Here is a 306-nt window from a genome sequence, read left to right on the forward strand (position 1 = left end):
CCGCAGATATTCAGCCACCCGCTGTTTAAGCAAGGGCCAGCCACTGGGGTATTCCCCCATCATTAAGTCAGCATCCGGCTTGAGCCAACTGCGACGCAAACAGGACGCCCACTGGCGGGCGGGAAAGTTTTCCACATTGGCCACAGATTCAAAACCTAACATGGGTTTTTCCTGCTTAGGAGCATCCAATACAGGCAGGGGCTGCAAATCAATCACCGGCAGATTATGCGCCACAAACACTCCACGTTTTGGAGCGCTGAACAAGAAACCCTCGGCAATCAGATTATCGTAAGCCTTCAAACTGCT

At 52.3% G+C, this 306-nt stretch carries 1 protein-coding gene; it reads right to left on the reverse strand.

From position 1 onward, the window contains the following. On the reverse strand, positions 1-306 hold a 306-nt coding region (locus J0A66_RS22660; RefSeq protein ID WP_206576057.1), incomplete at both ends, for an aminotransferase-like domain-containing protein.

Origin of the sequence: Bowmanella dokdonensis (genome assembly GCF_017254865.1) — a bacterium.
GTDB lineage: Bacteria > Pseudomonadota > Gammaproteobacteria > Enterobacterales > Alteromonadaceae > Bowmanella > Bowmanella dokdonensis.